The organism is Phytobacter sp. (assembly GCF_059074235.1).
Genome location: NZ_JCACPZ010000006.1, coordinates 273728 through 298761, shown reverse-complemented (window position 1 = coordinate 298761; position 25034 = coordinate 273728). Strand labels below are relative to the sequence as shown.

Annotated in this window: 25 protein-coding genes and 1 pseudogene; 8 read left to right on the top strand and 18 right to left on the bottom strand. The window is 51.5% G+C overall.

What is annotated here, in order from left to right; all coding sequences use genetic code 11:
• Positions 1-174: 174 nt before the first annotated feature.
• Positions 175-573 (bottom strand): hypothetical protein, encoded by a 399-nt coding sequence (locus AC5JPW_RS16110; protein WP_494241888.1) that lies wholly within the window; start codon positions 571-573, stop codon positions 175-177.
• Positions 574-843: 270 nt separating this feature from the next.
• On the opposite strand from AC5JPW_RS16110, the gene AC5JPW_RS16105 reads away from it, so the two are divergent.
• Entirely contained in the window at positions 844-1182 is a 339-nt protein-coding gene (locus AC5JPW_RS16105) for a site-specific integrase (protein WP_494241887.1), read from the top strand.
• 344 nt (positions 1183-1526) lie between these two features.
• On the opposite strand, the gene AC5JPW_RS16100 is transcribed toward AC5JPW_RS16105, so the two are convergent.
• The 3 genes from AC5JPW_RS16100 to yobA are packed head-to-tail and all read right to left on the bottom strand — an operon-like array spanning position 1527 to position 3123.
• Positions 1527-1865, bottom strand: a complete 339-nt coding sequence (locus AC5JPW_RS16100) for a YebY family protein (protein WP_494241885.1) — start codon at positions 1863-1865, stop codon at positions 1527-1529.
• A gap of 10 nt (positions 1866-1875) precedes the next feature.
• Positions 1876-2745 carry a copper homeostasis membrane protein CopD gene (gene copD / locus AC5JPW_RS16095; protein WP_494241884.1) on the bottom strand — a complete coding sequence of 290 codons (870 nt, stop codon included), beginning with the start codon at positions 2743-2745 and terminating at the stop codon, positions 1876-1878.
• A gap of 3 nt (positions 2746-2748) precedes the next feature.
• Positions 2749-3123: a CopC domain-containing protein YobA gene (gene yobA / locus AC5JPW_RS16090; RefSeq protein WP_494242381.1), complete on the bottom strand. Its 375-nt coding sequence runs from the start codon at positions 3121-3123 to the stop codon at positions 2749-2751.
• Between the two features lie 137 nt (positions 3124-3260).
• Between yobA and AC5JPW_RS16085 the strand changes: the two genes are divergently transcribed.
• Together AC5JPW_RS16085 and exoX are read left to right on the top strand one after the other, a co-directional pair.
• Complete coding sequence (locus AC5JPW_RS16085) at positions 3261-3491, top strand: DNA polymerase III subunit theta (protein ID WP_494241882.1); 231 nt, start codon at positions 3261-3263, stop codon at positions 3489-3491.
• Positions 3488-4163, top strand: a pseudogene (exoX, locus tag AC5JPW_RS16080) (exodeoxyribonuclease X). The gene AC5JPW_RS16085 and the pseudogene exoX overlap by 4 nt, the downstream one beginning before the upstream one ends.
• Here exoX and ptrB read toward each other — a convergent pair.
• From ptrB to AC5JPW_RS16060, 4 genes are all read right to left on the bottom strand, one after another.
• Positions 4164-6221: an oligopeptidase B gene (ptrB, locus tag AC5JPW_RS16075; protein WP_494241880.1), complete on the bottom strand. Its 2058-nt coding sequence runs from the start codon at positions 6219-6221 to the stop codon at positions 4164-4166. It abuts the pseudogene before it with no gap.
• 78 nt (positions 6222-6299) lie between these two features.
• Positions 6300-6959 (bottom strand): tellurite resistance TerB family protein, encoded by a 660-nt coding sequence (locus AC5JPW_RS16070; RefSeq protein WP_494241878.1) that lies wholly within the window; start codon positions 6957-6959, stop codon positions 6300-6302.
• 96 nt (positions 6960-7055) lie between these two features.
• On the bottom strand, positions 7056-7427 hold the full coding sequence (gene yebF, locus AC5JPW_RS16065; RefSeq protein WP_494241876.1) for a protein YebF: 372 nt from the start codon (positions 7425-7427) through the stop codon (positions 7056-7058).
• Positions 7428-7491: 64 nt separating this feature from the next.
• Complete coding sequence (locus tag AC5JPW_RS16060; RefSeq protein ID WP_494241874.1) at positions 7492-7833, bottom strand: YebG family protein; 342 nt, start codon at positions 7831-7833, stop codon at positions 7492-7494.
• Between the two features lie 130 nt (positions 7834-7963).
• Between AC5JPW_RS16060 and purT the strand changes: the two genes are divergently transcribed.
• The gene (gene purT, locus AC5JPW_RS16055) at positions 7964-9142 is read left to right on the top strand and encodes a formate-dependent phosphoribosylglycinamide formyltransferase (RefSeq protein WP_494241872.1); all 1179 of its coding nucleotides are present in this window, start codon (positions 7964-7966) and stop codon (positions 9140-9142) included.
• Between the two features lie 48 nt (positions 9143-9190).
• Here the strand turns inward: purT and AC5JPW_RS16050 are convergent, their stop codons facing one another.
• From AC5JPW_RS16050 to zwf, 5 genes are all read right to left on the bottom strand, one after another.
• On the bottom strand, positions 9191-10345 hold the full coding sequence (locus AC5JPW_RS16050) for a fimbrial protein (RefSeq protein ID WP_494241870.1): 1155 nt from the start codon (positions 10343-10345) through the stop codon (positions 9191-9193).
• Positions 10346-10361: 16 nt separating this feature from the next.
• On the bottom strand, positions 10362-11048 hold the full coding sequence (locus tag AC5JPW_RS16045; RefSeq protein ID WP_494241868.1) for a fimbrial biogenesis chaperone: 687 nt from the start codon (positions 11046-11048) through the stop codon (positions 10362-10364).
• 206 nt (positions 11049-11254) lie between these two features.
• On the bottom strand, positions 11255-11893 hold the full coding sequence (kdgA, locus tag AC5JPW_RS16040) for a bifunctional 4-hydroxy-2-oxoglutarate aldolase/2-dehydro-3-deoxy-phosphogluconate aldolase (protein ID WP_494241866.1): 639 nt from the start codon (positions 11891-11893) through the stop codon (positions 11255-11257).
• Between the two features lie 40 nt (positions 11894-11933).
• Positions 11934-13745, bottom strand: a complete 1812-nt coding sequence (gene edd / locus AC5JPW_RS16035; protein WP_494241865.1) for a phosphogluconate dehydratase — start codon at positions 13743-13745, stop codon at positions 11934-11936.
• A 234-nt stretch (positions 13746-13979) separates the two neighbouring features.
• The gene (gene zwf / locus AC5JPW_RS16030; RefSeq protein ID WP_494241863.1) at positions 13980-15455 is read right to left on the bottom strand and encodes a glucose-6-phosphate dehydrogenase; all 1476 of its coding nucleotides are present in this window, start codon (positions 15453-15455) and stop codon (positions 13980-13982) included.
• Positions 15456-15801: 346 nt separating this feature from the next.
• Here zwf and AC5JPW_RS16025 point away from each other — a divergent pair, with 346 nt between their 5' ends.
• Together AC5JPW_RS16025 and pyk are read left to right on the top strand one after the other, a co-directional pair.
• Entirely contained in the window at positions 15802-16671 is an 870-nt protein-coding gene (locus AC5JPW_RS16025) for a MurR/RpiR family transcriptional regulator (protein WP_494242379.1), read from the top strand.
• Between the two features lie 125 nt (positions 16672-16796).
• Positions 16797-18239: a pyruvate kinase gene (gene pyk / locus AC5JPW_RS16020; protein ID WP_494241861.1), complete on the top strand. Its 1443-nt coding sequence runs from the start codon at positions 16797-16799 to the stop codon at positions 18237-18239.
• Between the two features lie 52 nt (positions 18240-18291).
• Here the strand turns inward: pyk and lpxM are convergent, their stop codons facing one another.
• From lpxM to znuA, 3 genes are all read right to left on the bottom strand, one after another.
• On the bottom strand, positions 18292-19263 hold the full coding sequence (gene lpxM, locus AC5JPW_RS16015) for a lauroyl-Kdo(2)-lipid IV(A) myristoyltransferase (protein WP_494241859.1): 972 nt from the start codon (positions 19261-19263) through the stop codon (positions 18292-18294).
• A gap of 121 nt (positions 19264-19384) precedes the next feature.
• Positions 19385-20716, bottom strand: coding sequence for a murein DD-endopeptidase MepM (gene mepM / locus AC5JPW_RS16010; RefSeq protein ID WP_494241857.1), 1332 nt, complete (start codon positions 20714-20716; stop codon positions 19385-19387).
• Between the two features lie 15 nt (positions 20717-20731).
• A complete protein-coding gene (gene znuA, locus AC5JPW_RS16005; RefSeq protein ID WP_494241855.1) occupies positions 20732-21676 on the bottom strand; it encodes a zinc ABC transporter substrate-binding protein ZnuA in 945 nt (314 codons plus the stop codon).
• Positions 21677-21754: 78 nt separating this feature from the next.
• On the opposite strand from znuA, the gene znuC reads away from it, so the two are divergent.
• Together znuC and znuB are read left to right on the top strand one after the other, a co-directional pair.
• Positions 21755-22510 carry a zinc ABC transporter ATP-binding protein ZnuC gene (gene znuC, locus AC5JPW_RS16000; RefSeq protein WP_494241854.1) on the top strand — a complete coding sequence of 252 codons (756 nt, stop codon included), beginning with the start codon at positions 21755-21757 and terminating at the stop codon, positions 22508-22510.
• Positions 22507-23292 carry a zinc ABC transporter permease subunit ZnuB gene (gene znuB / locus AC5JPW_RS15995; protein WP_494241852.1) on the top strand — a complete coding sequence of 262 codons (786 nt, stop codon included), beginning with the start codon at positions 22507-22509 and terminating at the stop codon, positions 23290-23292. The genes znuC and znuB overlap by 4 nt, the downstream gene beginning before the upstream one ends.
• 63 nt (positions 23293-23355) lie before the next feature.
• On the opposite strand, the gene ruvB is transcribed toward znuB, so the two are convergent.
• A complete protein-coding gene (gene ruvB, locus AC5JPW_RS15990) occupies positions 23356-24366 on the bottom strand; it encodes a Holliday junction branch migration DNA helicase RuvB (RefSeq protein ID WP_494241851.1) in 1011 nt (336 codons plus the stop codon).
• A gap of 8 nt (positions 24367-24374) precedes the next feature.
• Positions 24375-24986, bottom strand: coding sequence for a Holliday junction branch migration protein RuvA (ruvA, locus tag AC5JPW_RS15985; protein ID WP_494241849.1), 612 nt, complete (start codon positions 24984-24986; stop codon positions 24375-24377).
• Positions 24987-25034 lie beyond the last annotated feature (48 nt).

Sequence of the window (25034 nt, the reverse complement as noted above, 5' to 3'; positions counted from 1 at the left end):
ATTTGTCAAACACGTCGCACACTCATCTTCACTCAATCGAGCAATATCCATCCCACTTCCATCATGTATACAACGCTTCTGAATATCCCATAAACGTTAAGATGAGGCATAGATACGCGCAGGGCAACTTATCGCTGCAGTAGTCTTGGATTTATCCCGCCAGGGATTGAAATATCATGGGTATAATTTTGAAATTAATCTACGCCACAAGGAAATTTTTATAGCGGCAGTCGATGAGTTCGCCCATGATGGGTTGTTAAGATCACTCGGTAATAAATATTTATGGTCATCATCATCGACAACAACAGCATCCAGCTTGTTCGCTATCTGTAACATTTTACAATATAGGTCCTCATTGGGGTGCTTTGTATAAATCCGTCCATCCTCCCAATCAAGCCAAGCTTCTCCAGGTTGGCTATGACCACTCCAAATAGCAATATAGCCACCATTAATTTTATCTAATGATAATTCTTCATCATCATTAATAAGCTTCATCCATTCTTCACTTCTTATTGGATTACTTGCGCTATCAAACCAATTTTCTGTTCTTACTATGTGAAGTTCCCAACCCATGACTACCTCCATTTGTTGACGAAAATTGTCCTGAGCAGAAACGTGCACGAAGCGAATTCTTTTATAAACCCGGCTGTCACGATCTTTTGGCGCAGACCCTTAAGATCTGCAATCTGTTCAGACAAGAGTCTCATGCTTACGGATTGAGCATGGGGCTCTCACGAAGCACAATCAAGCAATTTCAATGATTAAAGATATTTGACAGGCTAGAATACGCTGTTGGTTATCTCACAGGGTGGCCCTGGCACGAGGCGGGAGGATATCGTCAGAATGCGATCCTCTGATGAGCGCTGTAGTGCAGGGAATAAGTCAGAATTTTTGGTTTCGTCAGGGATTCGAAAAAATAGTCCGGACGGCTCAATCCATCCGGACGTTCTGACAAAGCGTTTCGTGAATGCCAGAAGTCTTTCCGGGCTGGAGTTTACAGCCAATCCACCAACGTTTAACGGGATCAGAAGTCTCGCAGGAAGGCTCCACGAAAAGGAGCATGGTGCAAAATTTGAAGAAAAAGAGGGAATGGCATTTGGCCAGCGATTGCCCGGACACACCTCAGAGAAGACAACCGAAAAGTCTTTAGACACGCGCAAAAAGGAATTTATTCTGGTATAACGGTTCTATTGCCGGATATGGGAATTCGGACAATTTTCGGACATTTTCGGACGAAACCCTGTAAGTCCTTGTCTCGAAAGGGATACAAAAAAAGACCGAATACGATTCCTGTATTCGGTCCAGGGAAATGGCTCTTGGGAGAGAGCCGTGCGCTAAAAGTTGGCATTAATGCAGGCTAAGTCGCCTTGCACTTTAAGAATAGATGACGGCGTCAGGTTTTCCAGTTTGCTTCTAAAGCGCTCTGAAAAATTAGGTTATCGTCACGCTTAAAATGTTAAAAACCGCAAGACTTATTGGACAAAGCTTGCGGTTTTTTATTTTTAGTCAATCAGTTACAAAGATTTTTAACAGAGCTTCTCAGCACGAGTAATGAATGGTTCCAGACTCTTCTTTTCACCAGGACGAGACGGATCGTCGACCTGAATGATTGCAATGGGCTGAGCTGTGGTTTTGCCGCTTTTTACTTCCTGTTCAGCAACATCATTCAGCGGATATTGCACCAATGTACTGGGGTTAATAGCATAGAGTGCATGTCCGGGACGGCAGGTAAGCATCACCTCTTCGCGGTTGAATGCCCAATTGTCTTTACCTATTTCAAAACGACTTACGGTTATCACCGTCGGTGCTGCCGTTGCCACGGTAGAGAAAGACAGTAATAACAGCATCAGTTTTTTTTTCATCATTTCACCCGGCTCAGAAGGGTTCCCAGGTGGCGAACAAACTCACCGCCGCCAACGCTAATGCGCCCAGCACCACTTCGGTCCATGTCATAAGAATTAACGTGTATCGCGCCCGTGATTGTTTCAGGCTCAAGCGTGGCACCAGAACATACCTGTTCACCACTGCAATTGCCACCATTAGCAAAACCAGCGCACTTTTGAACAACAACAGGCGGCCCCACGCGGTATACCACGGCCAGACGACGCCTTGAATAAAAAGTGTGTTGATGATGCCAGTTATCAGCACCCCTGCCACTGCCGCATGGCCATAGCGAGAGAAACGCATCATCGCCAGCCCAGTCTGCAGCTGCCAGTGCCGACGCGTAAGTCTCATGCAATAGATAACAGGCAAGAGTCCTCCAAACCAGGCCGATGCACAAAGTAAATGCAGCGCATGATTTGCGCGTTGCACGAGCCCTGTTATTCCGTCAAGCATCGCCGCATGACCGACACCGGCCATCAGCAGTAACTGTGCACCACAAAGCAGCATTAATCGATTCTGATACTGGGGCTGTAAAAACACCACACCAAGTGCTGCAACCGCAACACTCATTTGCCAAATCCACACACCGCCAAACTGAGTACCAGCCAACGCAAGCCAGGTCTGCGGTTGCCAGACATCCTGCCAGCCATCCCCCATCATGCCGCCCTGCAACAGATAAATCAGAGCAGCACTGATGGCCGACAGCAATATGCATCCTCGTTGAAACGACAAAAATTGCCGGGTCATCAGGCGTTGTAAATGCAAAGGAGCCAGACGGCTAATAAAGAATGAACAGCCAAAAATCAGCATCAATGTGCTGAAATGGCTGAATCGCAGCCCCACATAACTTGCTGTAAGCATGAATTACTTCACGATGAAGGTATACGTACCGCGCGTTTTGTGGCCATCAACGGAGACAACGTGCCAGTCGACGGTATAATTGCCGGCTGACAATGTTTGCTCTACAGGAACAACCAGTTGCGTTTTATCGTCTTCACTGCGTGTTGCTGTACCGGTTTTAACGGGGTGCTTTTGGGCATCTGTTAGGATCAACCCACTGAATTTCGGTTCAATACCTTCAGAGAAATTCAACGTTAATACCGACGGCGCGGTCGTCAATTGAGAATTTGCTGCAGGCGCCTGTGCTTTTAAATGTGCGTGTGCGAATGCCAACGGAGAGGCCATAACAGCACCAACCAGGATCAGTGCCCGACTCGCGCCAGATGCAGTGAAAACCATATCAGTCATTCCTTTTCGTTATGAAATTAGCGACGAGAATAACGCTGTATAATGTTTGCGTCGAGTATGATCGTTGGCAGACTTGTCTTTCTGCGACAGGCTTAGTACCTTTTGCGGCGTAAACCCAGGAGAAACGCATGAATACCAATCTGGCTCACCTCCCCCAGGAGGAAATGGATAAAGTTAACGTCGATCTGGCGGCAGCAGGCGTGGCATTTAAAGAGCGTTACAACATGCCGGTGATTGCCGAGGTCGTGGAGCGCGAACAGCCTGAGCACCTGCGCGACTGGTTTCGTGAACGACTCATCAGCCACCGACTGGCATCGGTGAATCTTTCCCGCCTTCCGTATGAGCCGAAAGCCAAATGACAGCGGGAGCCGTACTCAGGGTTATCGATACCGAAACCTGCGACCTGCAGGGCGGTATTGTTGAAGTGGCCTCCGTGGACGTGGTGGATGGGCAGATCATCAATCCAATGAGCCACCTGGTACGCCCGGACAGGCCAATCAGCCCACAGGCAATGGCAATCCACCGCATTACTGAAGCGATGGTTGTTAACCAGCCATGGATTGAAGACGTTATCCCGCATTATTACGGCAGTGAATGGTATGTTGCCCATAACGCCAGCTTCGACCGGCGTGTACTGCCTGAAATGCCTGGCGAGTGGATTTGCACCATGAAGCTGGCGCGCAGATTGTGGCCAGGTATCAAGTACAGCAATATGGCGCTCTACAAATCCCGGAAGCTCAATGTACAGACCCCGCCGGGCTTGCATCATCACCGCGCGCTATATGACTGCTACATCACTGCCGCGCTGTTAATTGATATCATGAATACGTCTGGCTGGACACCCGACCAAATGGCGACAGTCACCGGACGACCATGCACTGGTCACCACCTTCACTTTTGGTAAATATCGGGGAAAAGCGGTGTCCGAAGTCGCTGAACGCGACCCCGGATATTTACGCTGGCTGTTTAATAATCTCGACAGAATGAGCCCTGAACTGCGAATGACCCTGAAGCATTATCTTGGCGACTAATCAGACTCGGGAACCTGTCAGGGTTCCCTGCGCCAGTCCGATCAGAAATGCATATTCCAGCGCCACGCCTTCATAAGATTTAAAACGCCCCGATTTTCCTCCGTGTCCTGAATCCATGTCAGTACAGAGCAACAACAGATTGCTGTCAGTCTTATATTCCCGCAGTTTTGCCACCCACTTTGCTGGTTCCCAGTATTGCACCTGTGAATCATGTAATCCGGTGGTTACCAGCATGTGAGGATAGCCGTGGGCACTCACGTTGTCGTAGGGGCTGTAGCTTTTCATATACTGATAATATGTTTCGTCCTGGGGATTACCCCACTCCTCAAACTCCCCGGTCGTCAGTGGAATAGATTCATCGAGCATGGTGGTCAATGTATCGACAAAAGGAACCTGAGCCACAACGCCATGGAACAGTGATGGACGCTCGTTCACAACGGCACCTAACAGCAAGCCTCCCGCACTCCCCCCCATGCCGTAGCAAAAGAGTGGCGAGCCATATCCCAGTGCGAGCAGTGAGTCCGTGACGTCAATGTAGTCATGAAAAGTGTTTTTCTTGCTTAGAAATTTACCGTCTTCGTACCATTGCTGACCCAGTTCCCCTCCGCCGCGCACATGTGCGATGGCAAAGACAAAACCACGATCGAGTAAACTCAACCGACTGCTGCTGAAATCTGCATCCATGCTGGCACCGTATGAGCCGTACCCATAGACCAGAATTGGGTTCTCACCTTTGCGGAAATATTTCTGGTTATAGACCAGGGACACGGGGATTTCGACGCCATCTCGTGCGTGAATCCATAAATGCTCACTACGGTACTGAGTAGCATCAAATCCTGCCACGTCTGACTGCTTGATGACCTTCCGCTCCCCCGTATCCATATCAAGCTCAAATAGCGTGTCCGGGGTTGTCATCGACGAATAACCATAGCGCAATCGTGATGTTTCAGGTTCGGGGTTGTACGCAACCCAGGTGACATATGCCGGATCATCGAAGGCGATACCAGTTACTTCATGTGTATTACGATTGATCTGGCGCAAGCTGGTTAGTCCGCGCTGCCGCTCTTCGACCACCAGCCAGTCAGTGAAGAGGGTGAACCCTTCCAGCATGACATGCTCACGTGCAGGGATAAGTACTTCCCAACGCTTTTCATCGCGCACTTTGGTACGATAGAGACCAAAATTTTTACCTTCCCGGTTAGAGCGCAAATAGAACGTATGCTGGAAATGATCGAGACTGTACTCATGATCCTTGCGGCGAGGTAAAAAACAGATCGGTTGGGCATCTGGCAACTCAGCATCCAGCAGCAACACCTCACTGGTGGTGGCGCTTGAAAGATAAATGACAATGTAATGCTGCGACGTTGTTTTGCTCAAGCCGACATAGAACGTATCGTCAAGCTCCTCGTAAATCAGCTCGTCCTGTGTTGATGGCGTCCCCACCGTATGTCTCCAGACCTGATAGGGAAGCAGGGTTGTCTCATGTTTGCGGACGTAATAAATCGTCTCTGAGTCGTTGACCCATACAAATTCAGGCTCGACGTTATCCAGCATTTCCGGATACCAGTTTCCGGTCTCCAGATGCCGAAAACGCAGGCCATACTGACGGCGTGAGAGGTAATCCTCCGCGATCGCCATCAGTTTATTGTCTGGTGTGACGGAAAAGCCGCCCAGCGTATAAAACTCGCTATGTGCTGCTCGCTTATTGCCGTCGATCAAAACCTGCCACTCATCCCACTCTTCCGCCTGCGCTGACTGGCGCTGATAGATGGCGTATTCGCTGCCTGGCTCGTAGACGTGCCTGTAGCGATAACCATTTTTTACGTAGGGGGCTGAAATGTCATGCGGTGGGATACGGGAGATAATCTCAGCAAGGAGTGTTTCCTGTAGCGTTTGTTGAGAGGCCATAATACGGCGGCCATACTCATTTTCCTGCTGAAGGTATTCCAGGACTTCTGGCTGGGAACGTGAATCGTCCCGCAGCCAGTAGTAGTTATCCTGACGAGTATCGCCATGAACAGTCATGACATGGGGAATTTGCTTAGCTTTCGGCGGCATATCTTTTGTCTTATTTGTTCTACACCCTATAAGGGTGGCAAAAGTCGCCGCCGATGCAAGCGAAACATGACATTCCGGTTACTGCGGTAACGCCTGTTTTTGTGCCTTGAGATCGGCTTCGATACCTTCCCTAACGTCCTGCGGAATTTTTAAAGCATCACCTAACGCGCTAAGATAACTGCGTTCCATAAAGTGGTCGATATCAATCGCCGCGCAGCTAAGGAAGTAGACTTCCAGCGCTTCTTCTTCATTTTTAATATCGCGTGCCAGTCTTTGTGGATCGAGCGGTTGTTCGATGGCTTGTGCCACCAGCACACGTCCCTGCTCTTCCACACCCGCTTCACGCAGTTGCTGTTCGATTGCCGCACGTTCTTTATCATCAATATGCCCGTCGCTTTTGGCGGCGAACACCAGGGCAAGGATCAGCCGCTCAGTACGGACATCCAACGGCGAACTGGCTTGCCCGAACTGCGGTTCACCCTGATGGGCCGTACGTACTTTGTCTTTGTATTTATTCCAGAGAACGGAGCCAGCGACAGCGCCACCACCCACTAATAAGGCGCTGGTGCCATATTTGGTCAGTAATTTGCGCGAAGATTTACTCGCAACAAGCAGCCCGGCAAGTCCGCCGAGCGCACCGGGTACAAGCAGTTTGCCCAACCCCTGGTCCGCAGATGAAGAACCTGACGAGCCTTTTTGACCAAGAAGTGACTGTAGTTGATTTAACCAGTTTGACATGATTCCCTCGCGTGTCTAAAGCCGTAAAGGTTCAGCGTAAGCGAGGGAGCGTCAGGAAATGTCTAAAACAGCAAAAGATGAGAAAATTCTAATGACCTACCGGTGCTGATACTCCGCTTTCCCGGCTTTACAATCAATCTTGACGAGGTAGTGGACGTCAGTGCTTTTACCTCGAACGGTCAATGGCACCTGCCATTCATCGTCTTTACCCTGAATATCTTTTGGACTGATCCAGGCAACGGGATCGGCCTGACCTAATTTTTTCTGGTCATCTGCCCAACGCGGAATACGGTTTTGCAAGTAATCACGTTTGACGCTGGCGGCAATGCCTTCCGCATTCATCCCTTCGCAGGCCGGAAATTTCACCGTTTTTTGATTATCAATGGTGACCGTTTTGTCATCAGCAGCAAAAGCCGCGACGCTTCCTGCCAGTAATAATGTACCGAATAACACGCCTGCTATTTTCATGCTTTTCTCCTGCGCATTTAGCCCATTAAAAGCATGGTACAAATTACTGGCAGTGCAAGCTCAATCAGGCAGCAGAGCGTTTTGCCGCGCGTTTGATATCAACGGCATCAGCCGTTTCGTCCGCAGCATCGTCTGATGACGCGGGCGCGCTCGCCTCTTCGGCTTCCGCAGAAGGCAATTTGCCTGATTTGAAGATATGGCTGAGGACGTCTTTCTGTTCAGCAAGCCACATTGCCATCTGGTCACGCTGCTCACCTTCCAGCGTTACAGGGGCTTCACCCAACCAGGTTTCAAGCACCTCGGCCAGATCGAGCATTTTATCGTAAGCATCAGCTTCCTTTTTGCTGGCAAAAGACATTTTTTCCTCACCGTTACGAATCACAACATATTTGACTTCAACCGCCATGATACAGCCCCTATACCTGTTTATATATCCAGTATGTTACTGCTCTATTTTACACTTGGCAAGTTGGAAAAGACACACGCAAACGTTTTCGTATATACTGCGGCCAGGTTTTTTTTAAGGTCAAACAGCTATGACTCTTTTAGGTACTGCGCTGCGTCCGGCAGCAACTCGTGTGATGTTATTGGGCTCAGGTGAACTGGGAAAAGAAGTGGCTATCGAGTGCCAGCGTCTGGGCATCGAAGTCATTGCCGTCGATCGCTATGCGGATGCTCCCGCCATGCATGTCGCCCACCGCTCCCACGTCATCAATATGCTTGATTGTGAAGCCCTGAAGGCACTGGTCGCGCTCGAAAGACCGCATTTTATCGTGCCCGAAATCGAAGCTATCGCTACAGATACGCTGATTGAACTCGAATCCCAGGGTCAGCATGTTGTTCCCTGCGCACGTGCCGCGAAATTAACGATGAACCGCGAAGGTATTCGTCGTCTGGCAGCGGAAGAGCTTGCCCTGCCCACCTCCAGCTATCGCTTCGCCGACAGTGAATCAGCGTTCCGTGAGGCCGTTGATGAGATCGGCTTTCCCTGCATTGTTAAACCGGTCATGAGCTCTTCCGGCAAAGGTCAGAGCTTTATTCGTAGTGCTGATCAATTAGCCAAAGCCTGGGAATACGCGCAACAAGGCGGTCGTGCAGGTGCTGGTCGTGTGATCGTTGAAGGTGTGGTGAATTTCGATTTTGAAATTACGCTACTGACAGTCAGTGCCGTAGACGGAGTCCACTTCTGCGCACCAGTAGGCCATCGCCAGGAAGATGGCGATTACCGCGAGTCCTGGCAACCGCAGTACATGACGGACCTGGCGCTGGAGCGCGCCCAGGATGTCGCGCGTAAAGTGGTACTCGCTTTGGGTGGACACGGTTTATTTGGCGTTGAGCTGTTTGTGTGTGGCGATGAAGTGGTATTCAGCGAAGTCTCCCCTCGCCCACATGACACCGGCATGGTGACGCTGATTTCGCAGGATGTCTCTGAATTCGCGCTGCACGTTCGCGCCTTCCTCGGTTTGCCCGTGGGTCAGATTCGCCAGTACGGACCGTCAGCTTCAGCGGTCATTCTGCCTGAACTGAAAAGCCAGAACGTCACTTTTGATAATGTACAAAATGCCGTTGGTGCGGGCCTACAGGTGCGTCTGTTTGGCAAACCCGAGATTGACGGCACGCGTCGTTTAGGCGTGGCACTCGCCACGGCTGATACTGTTGAAGAGGCAGTTGAGCGTGCGAAAGCCGCGGCGGCTGCGGTGAAAGTTCAAGGTTAAATCTGGTAAGCATCCCCGGTGGCGCTTCGCTTACCGGGGCTACGGGTTTTATTTGTATTCCACCAGGTAGGTGAGTTTTCCGTTTGCTTTCCCGGCAGTTACCGCCGATCCGGTCTTGATATAACGGGCATAGAGTGGAATGGTCATAGTGGCATTGGTGCCGGATACCATTATCCCTGTTGTCGGTTGCGTGAATTTCATTGGATTAAGCGTGGTATTAGAACTTGAAAGCTGGATGCCTATACCTGTGGCGCTGTCCTCCCCACTGGCAATCGCCATAATACCGTTGGTGTCATCAATGACGCTGGTCGCGGGAGTGAGGCTCAGGCTCCAGAGGGCGTCGGTGGTAATGGGGGGAGCGACGGTAGTCACGTCAGTTTTGTTCCACTCAGATTGTCGGATATTGTACTGGTAACTTTGCTTACCGCCATAATTGCAATTGATGAGTTCGATGGATGCTTTAATCCAGGGGGTTGTCGAATTTGACGCAGTAAAACCTGAAGCCGAATGTTCACCCAGATTAACGGTTTTACTGGTTTCCGCCAGAGTGCACGTGGGCTGAGTGAAAGTAATTGAACCAACAAGCGTGGGGCGAAACACCGTAATATCGCTACCCGGTGAGTTATCGCCTCCCACGACCGTTTCCAGCCTAGGCAGAGAAGCCAGATCAAGAGAGCTGGCGGTGATATCACCTGTTTTAATAAGCACAAAAGTAATATCGCCATCACCAACAAAGGCTACGCAAGATCGATTATATGCAGAATCGCATTTGCCATAACGCTTTTTTTCCCCCGGAGCAATATTTGCCGTACTCGTCAAAATGACCACTCCAATACCCTCAGTCCCCGTTTGATAAACCTGTCCCAGATTGCTTCCCTGCCAGGATGCCAGTGCAGGAGCAACACTTCCGACAAATTGTCCCATTACGTAAAAGTTTTGGGGGTCAAGGCTATTATTGCAATTAATACGGTAATAATAGTATTTATTATTTCGTGCCGTCATTCGGTAAAGTTCAGTGCCAACAATAATGTCTTTCGGTACGCGAATGGTCGCAGGAATAGCATTCAACGCTCGAGTGACAATCACGCCGGGAGCCTGATTGGAAGTATTTCCATATTGCTCTAATTTACACGCAGCCTGCGTCGTAAATGAAAAAGCCAGTGCGCTAAAAAGCATTAATGAAATTTTCGATTTTATGACCACCTCACACTCCTTTGCTTTATTGTGTAACCGCACTATAAATTTGTGTCCCGCCGTTATCATCTATCCATGTCACCCCAATCGGGGTCGATGCTTTCAGCGGTAACGGAAAATCCCGAGTCTTGCCCGGTGCAACAATGTCTACCGGCCACTCCCCCTCTTGAGAACTCACCGACACCAGTGAAACTTGCCAGGCCGTGGGGTTCGTCACCGTTACCCCTTTACCATGACTGCGCCAGATCAGCTCCTCTACCGCTTTGCCCGGGCTTCCACGCAACCCCGCCGGGCGATAAAAGACCTTAACCCGCGACTGCAGCGCCACCTGTAGGCGGTTTTTCTCACTTGCGGAGAGTTTTACCGGCACGTCCAGTACGTTGAGCCAGAATACGGATTCACGATCGGCAGGCAGTGCCGCAGCATTGACCGCACGTAGTCGCAGCGTTTTTGCGCTGTCGCCATCCACACGGGTTATCGGCGGTAAAATCACAAACGGAGTGTGATGGGTTGTCGGATCAGCATTCACATCGCCGTTGTCCAGCCAGCTTTTTACCAGCACTGGCCTGCTGCTGCGATTTTTGATGGGTACGGTAACTTCACGTGCTGCGGCGTTATAAATCACCCGGGTATTATTCATCACGATGCTGGCTTCAGCCTGAGCACATAACAGGCCCGACAACAGACTGATACAAAAAATATTCCGAAACATTCCTTTGCTCCCGTAATATCCGCGACGTTCTTTGGACGTCAAAAGACGGACAGTGCGTAGAGATCAATGATAAAAACACTGAGACGGGAAGAAATAATCTTATTGAAGGGACGGATATAATCGGTAAACCCACATAAAAAAAACCGGCACGCATTTGCGCACCGGTTTGTCATTTCAGCCGGGACTCTCTGCCCCGGACAACCAACTTACTTCGCACCTTCGACGGCTTCGCGAGCCAGTTTGGTAATGCGATCGTAGTCGCCAGCTTCCAGCGCATCGGCCGGAACCAGCCAGGAACCACCGATGCACAGCACACTTTTCAGCGCCAGGTAGTCACGGTAGTTCGCCGGAGAGATACCGCCAGTCGGGCAGAAACGGACCTGAGAGAATGGACCTGCAATCGCCTGCAGCGCTTTGGTGCCGCCGTTAGCTTCAGCCGGGAAGAATTTGAACTCTTTCAGACCGTAGTCCATACCCAGCATCAGTTCAGAAACGGTGCTGATACCCGGGATCAACGGGATGGTGCCTTCGGTTGCCGCTTTCAGCAGCGGCTCGGTCAGACCCGGGCTGATTGCGAACTGTGCACCGGCTTCGGTCACTTCTTTCAGCTGTTCCGGATTCAGAACGGTACCTGCACCGATGATGGCATCCGGCACCTCTTTTGCAATGGCGCGAATCGCGTCCATTGCACAGGGGGTACGCAGCGTCACTTCCAGCACGCGAACGCCACCTGCAACCAGCGCTTTCGCCATCGGGACGGCGTGCTCCAGTTTATTGATAACGATAACCGGCACAACCGGACCAGTTTTCAGGATTGCTTCTGCACTCGTTTTCCAATTTTTCATCAGAGTTTTTCTCTCGCCAGAACGAATAATCTTGTCGTTTTTAAAAATCGATACAGGTTGCGCCCTGTTCCGCACCGGAGAGTTTTTCTCGCAAAGCGCCGAACATTTCACGCCCCGTGCCCACGCGCATTGCGCTCAGGTCAGGAATATGTGGCTTGCGTGCAGCCAGTTCTGCTTCATCAACCAGCAGCGTTAATTCACCCGTCTGCCCGTTCACACGAATCATGTCACCGTCGCGCACTTTCGCCAGCAAGCCGCCGTCGTAAGCCTCAGGTGTGACGTGGATGGCGGAAGGCACTTTACCCGAAGCGCCCGAGAGGCGTCCATCGGTAACTAACGCAATTTTGAAACAGCGGTCCAATAATACACCAAGTGGCGGCATAAGTTTATGTAATTCTGGCATGCCGTTCGCTTTTGGCCCTTGATGGCGCACAACCACGACACAATCTTTGTCCAGCAACCCGGCTTCAAAGGCCGGTAACACGTCATGCTGGCTTTCAAAAATTACCGCAGGCGCTTCGATAACCTGATATTCAACCGGTACGGCTGAAGTTTTCATTACAGCACGCCCCAGATTGCCACTGAGCACTTTGGTGCCACCGTGGCGAGAGAACGGCGCATCGACGGTCGCAATGACGTTGGTATCAAGTGGTGCAGCAGCGCCTTCACGCCAGGCCAGCTCACCGTTATCCAGCCACGGTTCCAGGGTATAACGTGAGAGGCCAAAACCGGCAACGGTATTGACGTCTTCATGCAGCAGACCGCCTTTTAGCAGTTCGCGCATCAGAACAGGTACGCCACCTGCCGCCTGGAAGTGGTTAATGTCTGCCGGACCATTTGGGTACAGTTTCGCCATTAACGGCACCACTTCTGACAACTCAGAGAAATCATCCCAGTTAATGATGATGCCTGCCGCTCTCGCCATCGCCACCAGGTGCATGGTGTGGTTCGTGGAGCCGCCGGTCGCCAGCAGTGACACAATGCCGTTCACCACTGCTTTCTCGTCGATCATTTTACCCAGCGGCATCCATTCGCTGCCGTTGCCGGTCAGACGTGTCACCTGGCGCGCCGCGGCAGAGGTCAATGCTTCACGCAGGGGAGCATCCGGGTGCACAAATGAAGAGCCAGGCAGTTGCATGCCCATGAACTCAATTACCATCTGGTTAGTATTCGCGGTGCCGTAAAACGTACATGTACCTGGTGCGTGATAAGAGGCCGCTTCAGATTCCAGTAAAGCCATACGATCAACTTTACCTTCCGCATAAAGCTGGCGAATACGTACTTTCTCTTTATTCGGCAGGCCGCTGGCCATCGGTCCTGAAGGAACGAATACCGCGGGCAGATGACCGAACGAGAGGGCAGCCATCGCCAGGCCTGGTACGATTTTGTCGCACACGCCGAGGTACAGCGCACCATCGAACATGTTATGAGACAAGCCAACCGCCGCCGACATGGCAATCACTTCCCGACTGAGCAGCGACAGCTCCATACCGTCCTGGCCCTGCGTCACACCATCACACATGGCAGGAACCCCACCCGCCACCTGACCGATCGCATTCACCGAATGCAGCGCTTTGCGGATGATGTTCGGGTAAGTTTCGTAAGGCTGGTGTGCGGAGAGCATGTCGTTATAGGAAGTGATGATCGCAATATTGTTACGCAGCATGCTTTTCAGCCCGGCTTTGTCTTCCGGCTGGCAGGCAGCAAAGCCGTGTGCCAGATTTCCGCAAGCCAGCGATGAGCGATGGACCGTTTCGCTCTTTGCTTGTTCAATACGTTTAAGGTAGGCCGTCCGGCTTTCGCGCGAGCGTTCCGCAATACGATTTGTTACGCGTAACAATACTGAATTCATAGAGGCTCCTGAAATTTATCTGTTCGGGGTAGCGTTCAGCTGACTATTTAACCGATGAATAAATTCGCCGGAATTACCGCAGTCACGCGCCCCAAAGGCAAAATCGCTTCAGCCAGTGTAATAAAAAAAGCCCCGCTGGTGAATCCAGTCGGGGCTTGAAAGATGAAAAATTGTCCTGATTTCTGTGTTAGATCATGTTACCGGTAAAACAGCGCAACACTCTCTGTTCAACAATCACTCAAATTCGTTCCAGGAACGACCATCTCGGGTGATCATTGCCACTGAGGCAACCGGTCCCCAGGTCCCCGCCTGGTAAGGTTTCGGCGAGTCATTATCCATCGCCCATGCTTCGGTGATGGAATCAACCCACTTCCAGGCTTCTTCAACTTCATCACGGCGCACAAACAACGCCTGGATACCACGCATAGTTTCCAGCAGCAGGCGCTCGTAAGCATCAGCCAGATGCGTTTCATTGAAGGTTTCGGAGTAACTCAGGTCCAGCTTGGTGATCTGCAGATTGTGCTTGTGATCCAGACCAGGTACTTTGTTGAGCACCTGAATATCCACACCTTCATCCGGCTGCAGACGAATGGTCAGTTTGTTCTGCGGCAAATCCTGCCAGGACTCTTTGAAGAGGTTCAGCTCAGGCGTTTTGAAGTACACAACCACTTCAGAACATTTGGTCGGCAGACGTTTACCGGTACGCAGGTAGAAAGGTACGCCTGCCCAGCGCCAGTTATCAATATCCACACGAATAGCCACGAACGTCTCGGTGTTACTGGACTTATTCGCCCCCTCTTCTTCCAGATAGCCCGGCACTTTTTTGCCCTGAGCGAAACCGGCGGAGTACTGACCACGCACGGTTTTCTCACGTACATTGGTACGGTCAATACGGCGCAGGGATTTCAGCACTTTGACTTTTTCGTCACGAATGGCGTCAGCGGTCAGGTCGGACGGCGGAGACATGGCGATCATGCACAGAATTTGCAGTAAGTGGTTCTGGATCATGTCGCGCATCTGGCCAGCCTGGTCGAAGTAACCCCAACGACCTTCAATACCGACTTCCTCCGCCACAGTGATTTCCACATGATCAATCGTGCGGTTGTCCCAGTTATTGACGAACAGGGAGTTCGCAAAGCGCAGCGCCAGCAGGTTCAGTACCGTCTCTTTACCCAGATAGTGGTCAATACGATAGACCTGGCACTCTTCAAAGTACTCACCCACCTGATCGTTGATTTCACGCGAGGTAGCCAGTGACGTACCCAAAGGTTTTTCCATGACGACGCGAGCTGGCTTAGCATTCAGCTTAGCTTCACCCAGGCCTTTGCAGATGGCGCCAAAGGTGCTTGGCGGCATGGCGAAGTAGTTGATGGTTGTGCGTTCTTTCTGGTCAAGCATTTTACCCAGACGACTAAACGCTTTGACATCGTTTACATCCAGATTGCAGAAATCCAGACGACTGCTCAGCGTGTCCCACAAACTTTCATCAATTTTTTCCTTCATGAAGGTTTCGAGCGCTTCGCGTACGACTTTGGTGTAGGCATCTTTATCCCAGTCTGCGCGCCCTACACCCAGGATGCGCGTATCAGGATGAATCTGCCCGGCTTTTTCTAGCTGATACAGGGAAGGCAGCAATTTTCGGCGTGCGAGATCGCCTTTCGCGCCGAAAATGACCAGGTCACATGCCTGGGCTGTTTGCGTTACCGCCATGTCATTCTCCTCAGTTGGCTTTTCCTGGTGCTTATGCCAGGCCTTAGTTGTAATTTTATTACACTGCACTGTACTGCTTTTACGTAATTCCCGAAACCGCTAACACTTGTCCAGCCGTGCGTTCTTCGCCCGTTTGGCGAAAATCTGGCTTTTCGCCCTGAAAGTGCTGGATGTTTGCCACACGCACAGAGGATAAAATCCGACTGTGATCATGTAATGAAAAAAAACAACAACATTTTACGTTGTGACTTACTTTTCCGCCGCGCAGAAAGGTATATTCTTGCTAAAACGCTTCACGGTTTTACACTTTTGTGGAACCGTTTTACTGATGAGCACACCGCTAATAATGAATATGCTGGAAAAAATCCAGTCTCAACTGGAACACCTTAGCAAATCCGAGCGCAAAGTGGCGGAAGTGATCCTGGCCACCCCTGATAAAGCTATTCACTCCAGTATCGCCACGCTTGCTCAAGAAGCGGGTGTCAGTGAACCCACCGTTAACCGCTTTTGCCGCAGCCTCGATACCCGAGGTTTTCCCGACTTCAAATTACATCTGGCGCAAAGCCTCGCCAATGGTACACCCTATGTCAACCGTAATGTCGACGAAGACGACAGCGTTGAAGCCTATACAGGCAAAATTTTTGAATCGGCAATGGCCAGTCTTGATCATGTCCGCCAGTCACTCGACATGACAGCCGTTAATCGCGCTGTGGATTTGCTCACCCAGGCCAAGAAGATTGCGTTTTTTGGCCTGGGCTCCTCAGCTGCTGTTGCTCATGATGCGATGAACAAATTTTTCCGTTTCAATGTCCCGGTTGTTTACTCCGACGACATCGTGTTGCAACGCATGAGCTGTATGAATTGTAGTGATGACGACGTCGTTGTGCTGATTTCCCACACCGGACGCACAAAAAGTCTGGTTGAACTTGCACAGCTGGCTCGTGAAAACGATGCCATGGTCATTGCATTAACCTCAGCCGATACCCCGCTCTCCCGCGAAGCGACACTTGCTATCACACTGGACGTGCCTGAGGATACTGACATCTATATGCCTATGGTCTCACGACTTGCACAGCTCACGGTCATCGACGTTCTGGCAACCGGCTTCACACTGCGTCGCGGAGCAAAATTCAGGGATAACTTGAAGCGTGTCAAAGAAGCACTCAAAGAATCGCGCTTTGATAAGGAACTCCTGTTCAGGAGTGATAAACACTAATAGCAATAACAAAGTTGTAACATCTTACGCCATTCGGGTAAATTTACTGTTCGCCGCAACGGCGCAGACCTTATCCGAATTCATGTTCACGCAACACCTGGTTGTTTTAGACAACGGAGTATTACATGTCCAGAAGGCTTCGCAGAACCAAAATCGTTACCACCTTGGGCCCGGCTACCGATCGTGATAATAACCTCGAGAAGGTTATCGCCGCAGGTGCCAACGTGGTACGAATGAACTTCTCTCACGGCACCGCGGAAGATCATAAATTACGTGCGGATAAAGTGCGTGAGATTGCGGCAAAACTGGGACGTCATGTGGCTATCCTTGGCGACCTGCAAGGGCCAAAAATCCGTGTTTCTACCTTTAAGGAAGGCAAAGTCTTCCTGAACATTGGTGATAAATTCCTCCTCGACGCCAACCTTGGCAAAGGCGAAGGCGACAAAGAGAAGGTCGGTATCGACTACAAAGGTCTGCCTGCTGACGTAGTACCTGGCGATATCCTGTTGCTTGACGATGGTCGTGTTCAGCTAAAAGTGCTGGAAGTCCAGGGCATGAAGGTCTTCACCGAAGTCACCGTTGGCGGCCCGCTGTCCAACAATAAAGGCATTAACAAGCTCGGTGGCGGTCTCTCCGCTGAAGCGCTGACTGAAAAAGACAAAGCAGACATCCTGACCGCTGCCTTGATCGGTGTAGATTACCTCGCCGTTTCCTTCCCGCGCTGCGGCGAAGATCTTAATTACGCACGTCGTCTGGCACGCGATGCAGGCTGTGACGCAAAAATTGTGGCCAAAGTGGAACGTGCAGAAGCGGTCTGCAGCCAGGATGCCATGGATGATGTCATTCTTGCCTCAGACGTCGTGATGGTTGCGCGTGGCGACCTTGGCGTTGAAATTGGCGATCCCGAACTGGTCGGTATTCAGAAGGCATTAATTCGCCGTGCGCGTCAGCTTAACCGTTCCGTCATCACTGCCACCCAGATGATGGAATCGATGATCACTAATCCGATGCCGACTCGTGCTGAAGTCATGGACGTCGCTAACGCCGTTCTGGATGGCACAGATGCAGTGATGCTCTCAGCAGAGACGGCTGCTGGCCAGTATCCGGCGGAAACCGTTGCGGCGATGGCTCGCGTCTGCCTGGGTGCGGAAAAAATCCCAAGCATCAATGTCTCTAAACACCGTCTGGACATCCAGTTCGACAACGTTGAAGAAGCCATTGCGATGTCAGCTATGTATGCAGCTAACCACCTGAAAGGCGTGACGGCGATTATCTCCATGACCGAATCTGGCCGTACCGCACTGATGACGTCACGTATTAGCTCCGGGCTGCCAATTTTCGCATTGTCTCGTCATGAGCGTACGTTGAATCTCACCGCCCTGTATCGCGGCGTGACGCCAGTCTATTTCGACAGTGTTAATGAAGGTGTTGCCGCAGCGAATGACGCCGTCAATCTGCTGCGTGACAAAGGCTACTTGCTCTCTGGTGACCTGGTCATTGTGACTCAGGGTGATGTGATGAGCACTATCGGCACCACCAATACCACACGAATTATGACCGTAGAATAAGTCAGCATGAAAAAGATAAGCCCCGCATTCGTGCGGGGCTTTTTTATATCGGCTATTTCTTCGGGAAGAGCTCTTTACGTTTATAAGGCTCTTTATCTCCGGGTTTGCGCGTTTTCAGCAATTTTAGAATCCATGTGTACTGCTCAGGATGCGGCCCCACCAGCAATTCCACTTCTTCATTCATGCGGCGGGCAATGGTGTTGTCATCAGCCGTATTCAGATCGTCCATCGGCGGGCGAACCTGAATGGTCAGGCGGTGCATCTTCGCGTCATAAATGGGGAACAAAGGTACAATGCGTGCCCGGCAGACCTTCATCAGACGGCCAATCGCTGGCAATGTTGCTTTATATGTCGCAAAGAAGTCGACAAACTCGCTGTGCTCAGCACCATGATCCTGGTCGGGTAAGTAGTAACCCCAATAGCCCTGGCGAACAGAATGAATAAACGGCTTAATACCGTCATTTCGCGCATGTAAACGGCCGCCAAAGCGGCGGCGTACGGTATTCCATACGTAGTCAAAAACCGGGTTTCCCTGGTTGTGAAACATAGCGGCCATCTTTTGCCCCTGCGATGCCATCAGCATCGCCGGAATATCCACACCCCAGCCATGCGGCACCAGGAAAATGACGTTCTCGTTGTTAGCACGAAGCTCATCAACGATTTCTTGTCCCTGCCACTGCACACGTGGCAGAGTTTTTTCTGGACCGCGAATAGCCAGTTCTGCCATCAGCACCATCGCCTGTGGCGCAGTGGCAAACATCTCATCGATCAATGCTTCGCGTTCCGCATCGCTTTGATTCGGGAAACAGTACAGCAGGTTTATTTGTGCCCGACGGCGTGCACTTTTACCCAGTTTTCCAGCCAGACGCCCAAGTTTACCCAGTAAGGGGTCCCGCACCGATGGCGGGATCATGGCGACACCTGCAAATGCAAGTACGCCTAACCAGGCGCCCCAGTAGCGCGGATGGCGAAAGCCCTTTTCAAATTCGGGTATGTATTCAGAATTATTTTTCTTCGTTTCCATGCATATTCCGCAGGCAGTCAGGGATTAAAAAGTGAAAAGTATGAACAGTGTAGCGAGGCCCACCGTTTCCTACAAAAGAAAAAGCCGGCGCACACTGGCACCGGCTTGCTGGGCGCAGACGTTAGTCAAAGCGGAGTTGAGGAACCACTTCCTTCACCTGGGCCAGATAATCGCGACGATCTGAGCCGGTTAAACCTTCGGTTCTTGGCAGTTTCGCGGTTAATGGGTTCACCGCTTGCTGGTTGATCCACACTTCATAGTGCAGATGCGGCCCTGTTGAACGACCGGTATTGCCAGAAAGCGCAATGCGATCGCCACGTTTTACGGTCTGCCCTTCTTTAACCAGCAATTTACGCAGGTGCATATAGCGCGTGGTGTAGGTACGCCCATGACGCACCGCCACGTAGTAACCTGCAGCACCACTGCGTTTGGCGACAACCACTTCGCCATCACCGACAGAAAGAACCGGTGTGCCTTGCGGCATCGCAAAGTCGACGCCTTTATGCGGAGCAACACGCCCGGTTACCGGGTTCAGACGACGCGGGTTAAAGTTCGACGATACCCGGAACTGTTTGGAGGTCGGGAAGCGCATAAAACCCTTCGCCAGGCCCGTACCGTTGCGATCGTAGTATTTACCGTCTTCAGCGCGAATGGCGAAATAGTCTTTGCCATCCGAACGCAGGCGAACGCCCACCAGTTGGCTTTGCTCTTGCTTACCCTGTAACATCTCACGGGACATTAATACGGAGAATTCATCACCCTTTTTCAGCTTGCGGAAGTCCATTTGCCACTGCATAGCTTTAATAACGGAACTAATCTCAACACTGCTTAGGCCGGCATCTTTGGCACTGCTGACAAAACTGCCGCCAACGGTACCTTTCATTACTGAGTTAACCCAGTCACCTTCCTGCAGCTCGCTACTCATCTTGAAACCGCCATCGACACGGTCATACGTGCGGGTTTCGCGGCGGGACATCTCCCAGGTCAGGCGCTGTAAATCGCCCTCCGCCGTTAGCGTCCACGAGAGTTGCTGGCCGATTTTCATGTTGCGCAGATCTTTATCCGTGGCAGCAAGCTGGCTGATATCACCCATCTCAATGCCATACTGGTTCAGAATGCTGCTTAATGTGTCACCTGTGGAGACGACATATTCATGAACGCCGGTTTCGTTAGCGGTTTTGTCATCTAATTCATCCTGAGGAATATCTTCAACTTCATCAGGCATGGTCTGGTCGATAGGCTCACTGGCGTCAGGCAGCAAAGAACGAATTTCATTCTTCTCTAGCGTAATCGCTTTGACGATGGGTGCAGGTTCCAAATGTTCCGGATGGTAGACATACGGACGCCAGACGGCGACCGTCAGTGTAAGAACTGTAAGTGACCCCAGCATAACGCGGTGGGGTCGGGGCAGATTATTAAATGCCAGAGCGACAGAGCGGGCTATCTGTTGCACGTATCCACTTCCTCGTTAATCTCCTTTCAGGCAGCTCGCATACTGGGTCGACAACAGGGTCAGGAACTGTGTATAGCTCTCTTTACCCAGTTGGACAGGGGTTCCCAGCGGATCCAACGTTCCCATTCTCACGGACGTTCCTCTGGCAACCGCTTCAACGACGGCTGGCCTGAACTGTGGCTCAGCAAAAACGCAGGTTGCTCTTTGCTCAACCAACTGTGTTCTAATTTGATGTAAACGCTGCGCACCGGGTTGAATCTCAGGGTTGACGGTAAAGTGACCCAATGGAGTCAGTCCGTAGTGTCTTTCAAAGTAGCCATAGGCGTCATGAAAAACGAAGTAACCCTTACCTTTCAAAAGTGCCAGCTCGCTACCGACCTGCTTATCGGTTTGGGCTAATTGTGCCTCAAACGATTTCAGGTTGGCATCCAACCTGGCTCGGCTTTGCGGCATAAGTTCCACTAATTTATCGTGGATTGCAACCGCCGACATCCGCGCAATCTCCGGTGAAAGCCACAGATGCATGTTGTATTCACCATGATGATGATGCTCGTCACTATTTTCATCGCCATGGTCATGTCCGGCATGATCGTGCTCGTCGTCGTCACTGCCTTTCATGAGTAACGGTTTCACACCATCGAGCGTCGATATCTGGACTTGTTTTGCTGCAGGCGTCTGCTGGACGGACTTCTCCATGAAGGCTTCCATCTCCGGTCCAACCCAGAAGACTAAGTCCGCGTTCTTTAAGCGTTTTACGTCTGACGGACGCAACGAATAGTCATGTTCAGATGCCCCATCAGGCAGCAGAACCTCAGTGGTGGTAACCCCGTCAGCAATGGCGGAAGCAATGAATCCCAGCGGTTTGAGTGAGGCGACGACAGCGGCGTTTGCAATGCCTGATGTGGCGCCCAGCAGCGCGGTTGAAAGCGCTGCGCAAAGAAGCGTATTTTTATGTAACATTATGCGACTATTTATCGTAATGAATAGGTGGGATGTGATATTATAACATTCTATCACTTGTGCAACCCTTTAAACGCTATGACTAATTTGGTAACACTGGAAAATGTGTCTGTCAGTTTCGGCCAAAGACGCGTCCTGTCTGACATTTCGCTCAATTTAGAGCCGGGTAAAATTCTTACCCTTCTCGGCCCCAATGGGGCGGGGAAATCGACACTCGTGCGTGTTGTTCTGGGTTTGGTAGCACCTGATTCTGGTACGATCAAGCGCGGGCATCGCCTGCAAATTGGCTATGTTCCGCAGAAACTACATCTTGACGCCACTCTGCCCCTGACTGTCGGTCGCTTTATGCGTCTGCGTCCAGGCACTCGTAAAGACGATATTCTTCCTGCACTCAAACGCGTTCACGCCGCACATCTTATTGACGCCCCAATGCAAAAATTATCGGGTGGAGAAACCCAGCGTGTTCTGCTGGCGCGTGCGCTTCTCAACAAACCTGAGTTGCTGGTGCTGGATGAACCAACCCAGGGTGTCGACGTTAACGGCCAGGTCGCGCTGTACGATCTGATTGATAAACTGCGTCGTGAGTTCAACTGCGCAGTACTAATGGTGTCGCACGACCTCCATCTGGTGATGGCAAAAACGGATGAAGTATTGTGTCTGAATCACCACATCTGCTGTTCAGGTGCGCCAGAAGTGGTCTCCATGCACCCTGAATTTATCTCTATGTTCGGCCCACGCGGTGCGGAACAGCTGGGAATATATCGCCACCAGCATAACCATCGCCATGATTTACAAGGGCGCATCGTTTTACGCCAGGGAAATGGACGCGGATGATTGAATTACTACTGCCCGGCTGGTTTGCCGGGGTCTTACTTGCCTGTGCAGCCGGTCCGTTGGGTTCATTCGTTGTCTGGCGGCGCATGTCCTACTTCGGCGATACACTCGCGCACGCCTCTCTGCTTGGCGTCGCCTTCGGTTTGCTACTGGATGTGAATCCATTTTATGCCGTTATCGCCGTCACATTGCTGCTGGCAGGTGGCCTTGTCTGGCTGGAAAAACGCCCTCACCTCGCCGTGGACACCCTGCTGGGAATCATGGCCCACAGTGCTCTGTCACTCGGCATGGTGGTGGTGAGTCTGATGTCGAATATTCGCGTCGACCTCATGGCCTATCTGTTTGGCGACTTGCTGGCCGTCACACCGCAAGATTTAATCGCTATTGCAGTGGGTGTTGCGGTGGTCATTGGTATTCTGCTCTGGCAGTGGCGTAACCTGCTGTCCATGACCATCAGCCCGGAACTGGCCTTTGTGGATGGCGTGAAAATCCAGCGCGTGAAACTGCTGCTGATGCTGGTGACCGCCCTGACGATTGGTGTCGCCATGAAGTTTGTCGGCGCGCTGATCATCACTTCGCTGCTGATTATCCCTGCCGCCACGGCACGTCGCTTTGCCAAAACACCAGAACAAATGGCGGGCGTGGCAGTCGGTGTTGGCATGATTGCCGTCACCGGCGGGTTAACCTTCTCTGCGTTTTACGATACGCCGGCAGGCCCTTCCGTGGTTCTGTGTGCAGCGCTGTTGTTCATTCTTACCATGATGAAAAAACCGGCCAACTAGTGGGCCGGTTTGTCTTGTTCAGGGCACCTGCGGGTGCCTTTTTCGTTAAGTCTCTACCAACACTTATGGCATGGCGGGCGGTGTAATGCCGAAGTGGTTCCATGCCCTGACGGTTGCCATACGCCCACGTGGGGTACGTTGCAGGAAGCCTTGCTGGATCAGATAAGGTTCCAGCACATCCTCGATGGTTTCACGTTCTTCACCAATGGCTGCCGCCAGGTTGTCCAGCCCCACCGGTCCACCGAAGAATTTATCGATAACCGCCAACAGCAACTTGCGGTCCATATAGTCAAAACCTTCCGCATCCACATTCAGCATATCCAGCGCCTGCGAGGCGATGTCCACTGAAATAGATCCATCGTGTTTCACTTCCGCAAAGTCACGCACCCTGCGCAACAGTCGGTTAGCAATACGTGGAGTACCTCGTGCCCGACGGGCCACTTCCAGTGCGCCCTCGTCGCTCATCTCCAGCCCCATAAAACGCGCACTGCGTCCGACGATATGCTGCAAATCCGCAACCTGATAAAACTCCAGACGCTGCACAATACCAAAACGGTCACGCAGTGGTGAGGTCAGCGATCCGGCCCGGGTTGTCGCGCCAATCAGCGTGAATGGCGGGAGATCAATCTTAATAGAGCGAGCTGCTGGCCCTTCGCCGATCATGATATCGAGTTGGTAGTCTTCCATCGCCGGGTAGAGTACCTCTTCGACGACGGGTGACAATCGATGGATTTCATCAATAAACAGCACGTCGTGCGGTTCAAGGTTAGTGAGCATCGCCGCCAGATCCCCTGCTTTTTCCAGAACAGGGCCAGAGGTGGTGCGCAGATTTACGCCCATCTCGTTCGCCACAATATTGGCAAGGGTTGTTTTACCTAAGCCCGGTGGTCCGAAAATCAGTAAGTGATCCAGCGCATCACCACGCTGTTTCGCCGCCTGAATGAAAATTTCCATCTGCGAACGCACCTGCGGCTGGCCGATGTACTCCTCCAGCATTTTCGGGCGGATCGCACGGTCCGCAACGTCTTCGGCGTTGACGCTACCGGGGGAAATCAGACGGTCTGCTTCTATCATCCTTTACCTCACAACGCGGCGCGTAATGCTTCGCGGATAAGCGTTTCACTGCTGGCGTCCGGTTTTGCGATTTTGCTTACCATACGGCTGGCTTCCTGTGGTTTATAGCCCAGTGCTACAAGCGCCGCAACGGCTTCCTGTTCTGCATCATCAGTCGACGGACCGGCTGGGGATGTTAACACCAGATCTGCCGCTGGCGTGAACAGATCGCCATGCAGACCTTTGAAGCGGTCTTTCATTTCGACAATCAGGCGTTCAGCGGTTTTCTTGCCGATACCCGGCAATTTAATCAGCGCAGCGGGTTCTTCGCGTTCCACAGCATTCACAAACTGCTGCGCGTTCATGCCTGAAAGAATAGCGAGTGCCAGTTTAGGGCCGACACCGTTGGTTTTAATCAGCTCACGGAACAGCGTACGCTCCTGCTTGTTATTAAAACCAAACAACAAATGTGCATCTTCACGCACCACAAAGTGGGTAAAGACAACCGCTTCTTTGCCCGCTTCAGGCAGTTCGTAGAAACAGGTCATTGGCATATGCACTTCATAGCCCACGCCTCCGACTTCCATCAAAACCAAAGGGGGCTGTTTTTCGAGAATAATGCCTCTGAGTCTGCCTATCACGTGACGCTCCTGCGTAAGGGCCGAAGTAAGTATGCCGTATCATAAAAA

Bases quoted from the DNA above. Each gene is read 5' to 3' on its own strand.
- znuA (WP_494241855.1), bottom strand. From the start codon at position 21,676: ATGTTACATAAAAATACGCTTCTTTGCGCAGCGCTTTCAACCGCGCTG.
- yobA (WP_494242381.1), bottom strand. From the start codon at position 3,123: ATGGTTTTCACTGCATCTGGCGCGAGTCGGGCACTGATCCTGGTTGGT.
- AC5JPW_RS16045 (WP_494241868.1), bottom strand. From the start codon at position 11,048: ATGTTTCGGAATATTTTTTGTATCAGTCTGTTGTCGGGCCTGTTATGT.
- AC5JPW_RS16110 (WP_494241888.1), bottom strand. From the start codon at position 573: ATGGGTTGGGAACTTCACATAGTAAGAACAGAAAATTGGTTTGATAGC.
- znuC (WP_494241854.1), top strand. From the start codon at position 21,755: ATGACTAATTTGGTAACACTGGAAAATGTGTCTGTCAGTTTCGGCCAA.
- zwf (WP_494241863.1), bottom strand. From the start codon at position 15,455: ATGGCGGTAACGCAAACAGCCCAGGCATGTGACCTGGTCATTTTCGGC.
- znuB (WP_494241852.1), top strand. From the start codon at position 22,507: ATGATTGAATTACTACTGCCCGGCTGGTTTGCCGGGGTCTTACTTGCC.
- pyk (WP_494241861.1), top strand. From the start codon at position 16,797: ATGTCCAGAAGGCTTCGCAGAACCAAAATCGTTACCACCTTGGGCCCG.
- AC5JPW_RS16105 (WP_494241887.1), top strand. From the start codon at position 844: ATGCGATCCTCTGATGAGCGCTGTAGTGCAGGGAATAAGTCAGAATTT.
- ptrB (WP_494241880.1), bottom strand. From the start codon at position 6,221: ATGCCGCCGAAAGCTAAGCAAATTCCCCATGTCATGACTGTTCATGGC.
- kdgA (WP_494241866.1), bottom strand. From the start codon at position 11,893: ATGAAAAATTGGAAAACGAGTGCAGAAGCAATCCTGAAAACTGGTCCG.
- AC5JPW_RS16085 (WP_494241882.1), top strand. From the start codon at position 3,261: ATGAATACCAATCTGGCTCACCTCCCCCAGGAGGAAATGGATAAAGTT.
- edd (WP_494241865.1), bottom strand. From the start codon at position 13,745: ATGAATTCAGTATTGTTACGCGTAACAAATCGTATTGCGGAACGCTCG.
- copD (WP_494241884.1), bottom strand. From the start codon at position 2,745: ATGCTTACAGCAAGTTATGTGGGGCTGCGATTCAGCCATTTCAGCACA.
- purT (WP_494241872.1), top strand. From the start codon at position 7,964: ATGACTCTTTTAGGTACTGCGCTGCGTCCGGCAGCAACTCGTGTGATG.
- AC5JPW_RS16100 (WP_494241885.1), bottom strand. From the start codon at position 1,865: ATGATGAAAAAAAAACTGATGCTGTTATTACTGTCTTTCTCTACCGTG.
- lpxM (WP_494241859.1), bottom strand. From the start codon at position 19,263: ATGGAAACGAAGAAAAATAATTCTGAATACATACCCGAATTTGAAAAG.
- AC5JPW_RS16070 (WP_494241878.1), bottom strand. From the start codon at position 6,959: ATGTCAAACTGGTTAAATCAACTACAGTCACTTCTTGGTCAAAAAGGC.
- ruvB (WP_494241851.1), bottom strand. From the start codon at position 24,366: ATGATAGAAGCAGACCGTCTGATTTCCCCCGGTAGCGTCAACGCCGAA.
- yebF (WP_494241876.1), bottom strand. From the start codon at position 7,427: ATGAAAATAGCAGGCGTGTTATTCGGTACATTATTACTGGCAGGAAGC.
- AC5JPW_RS16025 (WP_494242379.1), top strand. From the start codon at position 15,802: ATGAATATGCTGGAAAAAATCCAGTCTCAACTGGAACACCTTAGCAAA.
- AC5JPW_RS16060 (WP_494241874.1), bottom strand. From the start codon at position 7,833: ATGGCGGTTGAAGTCAAATATGTTGTGATTCGTAACGGTGAGGAAAAA.